General features: G+C 37.6%; 6 protein-coding genes. 1 reads left to right on the top strand and 5 read right to left on the bottom strand.

What is annotated here, in order from left to right; translation table 11 throughout:
* Positions 1 to 234: 234 nt before the first annotated feature.
* From BANA01_RS30150 to BANA01_RS25870, 3 genes are all read right to left on the bottom strand, one after another.
* Positions 235 to 771: a CueP family metal-binding protein gene (locus tag BANA01_RS30150; protein ID WP_174524446.1), complete on the bottom strand. Its 537-nt coding sequence runs from the start codon at positions 769 to 771 to the stop codon at positions 235 to 237.
* A gap of 275 nt (positions 772 to 1,046) precedes the next feature.
* Complete coding sequence (locus tag BANA01_RS25875; RefSeq protein ID WP_063255296.1) at positions 1,047 to 2,456, bottom strand: SpoVR family protein; 1,410 nt, start codon at positions 2,454 to 2,456, stop codon at positions 1,047 to 1,049.
* 88 nt (positions 2,457 to 2,544) lie between these two features.
* On the bottom strand, positions 2,545 to 3,531 hold the full coding sequence (locus tag BANA01_RS25870) for a M14 family zinc carboxypeptidase (RefSeq protein WP_034675150.1): 987 nt from the start codon (positions 3,529 to 3,531) through the stop codon (positions 2,545 to 2,547).
* Positions 3,532 to 3,680: 149 nt separating this feature from the next.
* Between BANA01_RS25870 and BANA01_RS25865 the strand changes: the two genes are divergently transcribed.
* Positions 3,681 to 3,932, top strand: a complete 252-nt coding sequence (locus BANA01_RS25865) for a YhdB family protein (RefSeq protein ID WP_034675147.1) — start codon at positions 3,681 to 3,683, stop codon at positions 3,930 to 3,932.
* A gap of 96 nt (positions 3,933 to 4,028) precedes the next feature.
* Here BANA01_RS25865 and BANA01_RS25860 read toward each other — a convergent pair whose 3' ends face one another.
* Together BANA01_RS25860 and BANA01_RS25855 are read right to left on the bottom strand one after the other, a co-directional pair.
* A complete protein-coding gene (locus BANA01_RS25860) occupies positions 4,029 to 4,751 on the bottom strand; it encodes an SDR family oxidoreductase (protein WP_034675145.1) in 723 nt (240 codons plus the stop codon).
* A 45-nt stretch (positions 4,752 to 4,796) separates the two neighbouring features.
* The gene (locus tag BANA01_RS25855) at positions 4,797 to 6,539 is read right to left on the bottom strand and encodes a phospho-sugar mutase (RefSeq protein WP_034675186.1); all 1,743 of its coding nucleotides are present in this window, start codon (positions 6,537 to 6,539) and stop codon (positions 4,797 to 4,799) included.
* Positions 6,540 to 6,616 lie beyond the last annotated feature (77 nt).

Below are 6,616 nucleotides of genomic sequence, written 5' to 3'. Positions count from 1 at the left end.
TCACTGCAGCACCTCTGCATTGACCCAAACTTCTTTAAATACCAGACTTCGGTCACTGTAGCACCTCTGCATTGACCCAAACTTCTTTAAATACCAGACTTCGGTCACACCAGCACCTCTGCATTAACCCAAAATACTTTTCATGCCAGGCTTCGGTCACACCAGCACCTCTGCATTGAAAAATAATGGCTGTCGAGACTTTCTCGACAGCCTGAAGCACCTATATAGGTGCTTTTAAGTTAATTGCATATTTGTAATGCAGGTACCGTCATTCTCAAAGGTAGAAATTTCTGATTCCGCTACTTTTCCATCATATTCAATCTTTATTCGATATGTTTTATCGCGCGGCAACCATAAATCAAGAAATCCATTAGTTTGAGATTTCACCTTTTCGTCTAGAATCAAATTGCCATCAATATCTTCAATGTATACATCAAAATCTTCTTCAACCAATTCACCTTGACAACCTGTCAAGCTATGATTCGTTCAAGGGTGCGTTTCATTTACATAAGGTGCAATAGAAACGAAAAAGTCCTCTCCAGACAAGTCATAAACTAACTCTTTGCCATCACTTTTCTTAACAATTAGCTCTTGAGAGGTAATAGATGCAGACACATTCTTGGTTTTATTTGAACTATAGTCTCCTACTAACTCTCTCACGTTTTCAACTTCTTTATCTTTTAAAGAAGTATCTTCTTTTGAATCAGCTTGTCCACAACCAGCTAGCACGGCTGATATAAATATGATTGGCAGGAAAACTTTTGCCTTCATGAAACGTTTCACTTCCTTTCCCTGTCTGGTTACCAAACTATTATAACATCGTTATTTCATCTATAGCTGATTGGGTGCTTTTTTCGGATTTTTTGATGTTACCTTCGTTTGACTGTCTAAGGAAGCCCCACAGAAAAAATATGCTTACGATCGTAATTACAACTGGCGGAGAAAGAGTGACAAATCACAAATGAGTGACGGAAAGTGAACTTCATGTCAAATAACAGTTAGCAACAAAGTAAGGCAGCTATTTTGAACAATAGCTGCCTTCCCTCTTACAAATATTTTCGATGAACACCTTTTCCGTCATAAGAAAACAACATTCTTCGATCTTCAATCATTGTTTCAATATGAACAGGTCTTCCCCATAATTGTTGGATATATGGTAATACTTTTTCAAGATATTTCACATCTAATTCGACACCTTCAAACCAATGTTTTAAATATAGTTCCCCGTTCTTCAAATAGTCACCATCATTGACAGTAATGTATGGGAATCCTCCATTTACACGCATATTAACCAATTGGTCACGTACGTGTTCCCATTGTTTATCAACGATTTTGTAATCCCTTCCTTGTTTCTGGAAAAGATACATATCTTCTCTCATTACAAGGTCTTTGTTTAAATAATTTCGTAAAAACGATATATCTGATTCAACTTCGCGGACTTCAAACATCTTCTCCCGGCCAGAACCAGGCACAACCCCTCTTCTAATCATATCTTCCGTTGGGTTATTATACCGTTCTTCAATATCCTCAAATATTTTAATTCCTAAATAGTAAGGATTAATTCCTGTTTTTGATGGCTGAACAACCCCTGCATTTAATTTTGCGAATTCAATTGCTTCACCACTGGTTAAATCCATTTCTCTGATGATTCGTTGATGCCAATAAGATGCCCAGCCTTCATTCATGATTTTCGTTTCAAGCTGCGGCCAAAAGTAAAGCATTTCTTCACGCATCATCGTTAAAATATCCCGCTGCCAATCAGTTAACTCTCTGCTATACGTTTCAATAAACAATAATAAATCCTTCTCAGGTCTTGGAGGAAATTGTTTCTTTCTAGGCTGAGCCGGCTGCTTTTTGTCTTTCTCGTCTAACCTCCATAAATCATCATAAGGAGTCGCTGTTTGTTGGATTTCTTCTTCAGCCTCATCTTCAAGTGACCAAGCAAGTTTCGGTCTCATCAGTGAAGGGTCAATATGTTCATCAATCGCCAGTACAGCATCAAGAAAAGTCTCAACTTCCTTTTTACCAAATTGAATTTCATAACGGCGAATTCTCTCTGCTGTGGCTGCCATGCTTTCGACCATATCCCGCTTGGTATTTTGGAAACGAACATTATTTTTAAAGAAGTCACAATGTGCAAGTACGTGTGCGACGATTAATTTGTTTTGAATGAGCGAATTAGAATCTAATAAGAAGGCATAACAAGGATCTGAATTGATTACTAATTCATATATTTTACTTAACCCTAAATCATAGTGAAGTTTCATCTTGTGAAACTGCTTCCCAAAACTCCAATGTGAAAATCTGGTAGGCATTCCATAGGCACCAAATGTGTAAATGATTTCTGCTGGGCAAATTTCATATCTCATCGGATAAAAATCTAAGCCAAAGCCTCGTGCAATTTCCGTAATTTCACTAATTGCATATTCAAGAGCTTTGCGATCGTCCCCATTCATCGCCATTCCCCCTTTTCCTCTTACCACAATGTATGAAGAAAATCTGGGAATGATGAAACAAGATGTAAAAAACAACAAGTCTATCTGCTTATTTTCGCTTTTTTAAGCGCATTGCTTCTTTTGCCAGTGTGAGTCCCACAAATTTATTTCTTTCCCATTCAGTCTCAAAAACCGACAGCGGCGGGGATGTTTCACCCACAAGCGGGCTAATTTCAATGGTCATAGCCGGAAGATGATAGCGGGTAATAAACCAATCGGTGAATCCTCCTCCAGTTGCCTGTTTTGGAGGCTTGCCAAGCTTATATCCTGTCAATTTTGACACTTTCTTAGCAATGCGCTTATCACGCTGAAGATGTTTACCATTATGATAATTCCAAAAAACCTCTTCGCCTGAAGAATGATAGGCGACAGCAATCACAGGATTAATTTCGCGAATAAATTTTGTTAATACCTTTACTTCTTTCGCTTCTAAAGGTTTCCTGCCTTTATAAAATTGATAAGAAGGGAATTTTGGTTGAGAATTTAAATTTTTCCATCCTGCAGGATATTGCCTATTCAAATCCACTCCCTGCCCGTTTGCTTTCCAACGATCAAAATTTTTTACTCCTTCATTCATTGCTAACAAATGTTTTTGATGATTTTTAGGGAATTTATCCAGTGTATTTTGTTGGATTGTCACACCATCCGGATTAAGCATAGGAATAAACCAAATGGCAACATCGTTTAAAATACAGGTTGAATACGTCCCAAAATCAGTTTGATTTTGATAGGCTTCTGCATACTCTTCTAGCTTCTTCATTAAAAGCATACTGGTCATCCATTCACGTCCATGATGCGCACCTATTAGAACAATGCTATGCTTTCCTTCACCAAGTTTAATCGCATAAATTTCCCTGCCAAAATGGCTTCTGCCAATACCTAATACATCTACGTTTTTATACCTTTGATTTATTTTTGCTATATCTTTTTTTAGTACGTCGTACGAATAAGGATGGTTTGTCTCAACAACCTTTGCCTTTGATTCCATTTCCAAATGTAAAAATAAAACTAACATAATTAGTAATACTTTCTTCATGCTGCCTCCTTTTAAAACAAATACGTTTCTTGTTATACAGGTAAAAGTTGAAAACACCGTTAAATCGGCATGTCCAACATTTTCTGTGAAATATATCTGCAAAATATCATAAAATAACTTCAACTCCTAGTAAGGAGGAGACAAAACAAATGAATAAAATGGATTACGATCGTGCTTTGTATTATACACATCGATCTGAATGGGATAATTTGCTGATACTCATGGTACGAACAAAAGACCAATTGTTATCAAAGCGGATAGAGCAATTCCTGCATGCCTATCACTTTGAACGTGATTACTCAGTTATAGAAAAGAAATTATATTCACTGCTTCGTTACATCGACCATGCTAACGAAACCGTTGAATCTGATAATGAGTTACCGATGTATAGTCTTTCCTGAAATATCAAGTGGATACTGTTGAGAAATATTTACCAAACCGGACCAAAGAATTCCACCAAAAAACGGCTTCCTCAAAGGAAGCCGTTTTAAAAGTTATTATGCAATTGGATATTGTTGTACTAGTGGATGAAGGACTATTTCATCAATAAGCATATACTTTGGAGCTGAAGCCATATACACAACTGCATTTGCTACATCTTCCACTTTAAGCCAATCATGTTTTTCTGGCAGTCCTTGCTTCGATTCAGCAAAATAGGTATCGACCATTCCTGGATTGATGGTACCCACCCGGATACCATACTCACGCACCTCTTGTGCTACTGATCCAGAGAAGCCTTGGACGGCATACTTCGTAGCCGTATAGGCAGCACCGTTAGGAATGGTATACCTGGCTACATCAGATGAAATCGTTATGATGGTCCCCGATTTTCGCTCTTTCATATGTGGAAGAACAGCTTTGGTTGCAAGGAAAACCCCTTGTACATTCACTTCAAAAACCTTTTTCCATTCTTCCAGTGTTACATCCTCTGTTAATTTAAAGAATCCAATACCTGCATTATTAACCAACATGTCTACATGACCATACTCTTCAATCGTTTTTTTAACGACTTGCTGTAAGTCTTCTTCTTTTGAAACGTCAGCTTGAATTGGCAGGATATTTGAAAATCCTTTTCTCTTTAGTTCATCTGCCGTTTCTGAAATTTGCGCTGAACTCCCAATTAACGCCAGTTTCATTCCTTGTTCAGCAAGTTTTACTGCAATTTCTTTGCCAATTCCTCTTGAAGCTCCAGTTACAATCGCAATTTGGTCCTTGAGCACGGCTTTTCTTCCTTTCATGTTAAATCTAAGATGTGAGGACAGATTTTAGTTTTTTGTTACCATTTTAACCTTTTCGTCTACCAGTCCCATAAAATTCTTTTCAATTTCAAGTAACTTACTTCTGCTCTCCTCTAAGCTAGTACTATTTACACCAAAATAGAATTTAACTTTTGGTTCAGTGCCAGATGGTCTTAAACAAACCCATGAGCCATCTGTGAAGGTATATTTTAAAACATTCGATTTTGGTAATTCAATTTTCTCATCACCATTTGCTGTTTGTCGGATACCTGTTAGGTAATCTTCTGACATGGAAAGGGTTAAGTCTCCAAGCTGCTTAATTGGCTCAGACCGGAAAGAAGCTAAAATACGCTGAATTTGTTCCGCACCTTCTTTACCCTTTAAGGTTAACGATCTAAGACCTTCCTGATAAAACCCGTATTTTTCAAAGACTTGCATTAAACCTTCATAAAGTGACATACCCTGTTTTTTATAGTAGGCACACACTTCTACCGCTAAAATGGCAGCTTGAACAGCATCCTTATCCCTTGCAAAGTCTCCGATCAAATAACCATAACTTTCTTCATAACCAAATAAGAAAGAAAACTCTCCAGTTAACTCATATTCCTTAATCTTTTCAGCAATAAACTTAAAACCAGTTAGGACATCAAAAGCAGCTAAATTGTAAGCTTCTGCGATTTTTCTGCCAATTTCCGATGTCACTATCGTTTTTAATACGGCGCCATTTTGAGGAATTGTTCCTTTGCTTTGCTTTTGGGTAAGGATGTAATCTAATAATAGTGCTCCCGTTTGGTTTCCTGTTAAAACAACATACTCACCTTGAGGATTCAGAACAGCAATTCCTAAACGGTCAGCGTCAGGATCTGTTGCAATTAACAGGTCTGCACCCACTTCTTTACCGTCCCGTATGGCTAATTCAAATGCCGCATGTTCCTCTGGATTTGGACTTTTTACAGTTGAAAACTCAGGATCTGGCAGTTCCTGTTCCTTTACCACTGTAACGTTTGTATAGCCTAAAGCAGACAAAGCTTGGCGTACCGGTTTATTCGCTGTTCCGTGTAATGGTGTAAACACAATTTTTACATCTGTTTCACTTGAAATCGATGGATTTTCAGAAATGGTTTTTAATTTTTCGATATAAGCTTGGTCAATTTCTGCACCAATGGTGTTAATCAACCCAAGGGATCTAAGATTTTCTTCAGATTCTACCTCTATCAACAACTCATTTTCTATTTCATTTACTCTAGCAATTACCTCGTCGGCTGCATCTGGAGGCAGCTGCCCTCCATCAGAACCATATACTTTGTATCCATTGTATTCTGGCGGGTTATGACTGGCTGTAATGACAATTCCAGAAAAGGCGTTTAAATTTCTTAATGCAAATGATAATTCGGGTGTTGGTCTTAATTCATCAAATACGTAAGTTTTAATTCCTTTCGTTGCAAGTGTTCTTGCTGCCTCCATACAAAACTCTGGAGACTTATGTCGTGAATCATAGGCAATTACTACGCCTTTTTGTTTTGCTTCAAGTCCTTGTTCTTCTATGTATGCTGCTAAACCAGCAGAAGCCTTACGAACCGTATATAGGTTCATCCGATTGGTACCAACCCCAATCTCCCCGCGCATTCCACCAGTTCCAAACTCTAGATTTTTATAAAAAACTTCCTCAAGTTGTTTTTCATCGTTCTTAATTACCTCAAGCTGCTGCTTTAACTCTTCATTCAAATTAGAGTATTCGATCCATCTGTTTGCATTTTCTTTCCAACCCATCACTAAATCCTCCCTGTAACTTCCATATTGATTATTGTTTGAATTTGCCAATAAATTTAACCTTCCTTTTATTTTAT

Origin of the sequence: Neobacillus niacini NBRC 15566, assembly GCF_001591505.1 — a bacterium.
Taxonomy (GTDB): Bacteria; Bacillota; Bacilli; order Bacillales; family Cytobacillaceae; genus Neobacillus; species Neobacillus niacini.
Note: the sequence above shows the minus strand (reverse complement) of the source record. Positions and strands in the feature narration are given on the sequence as shown.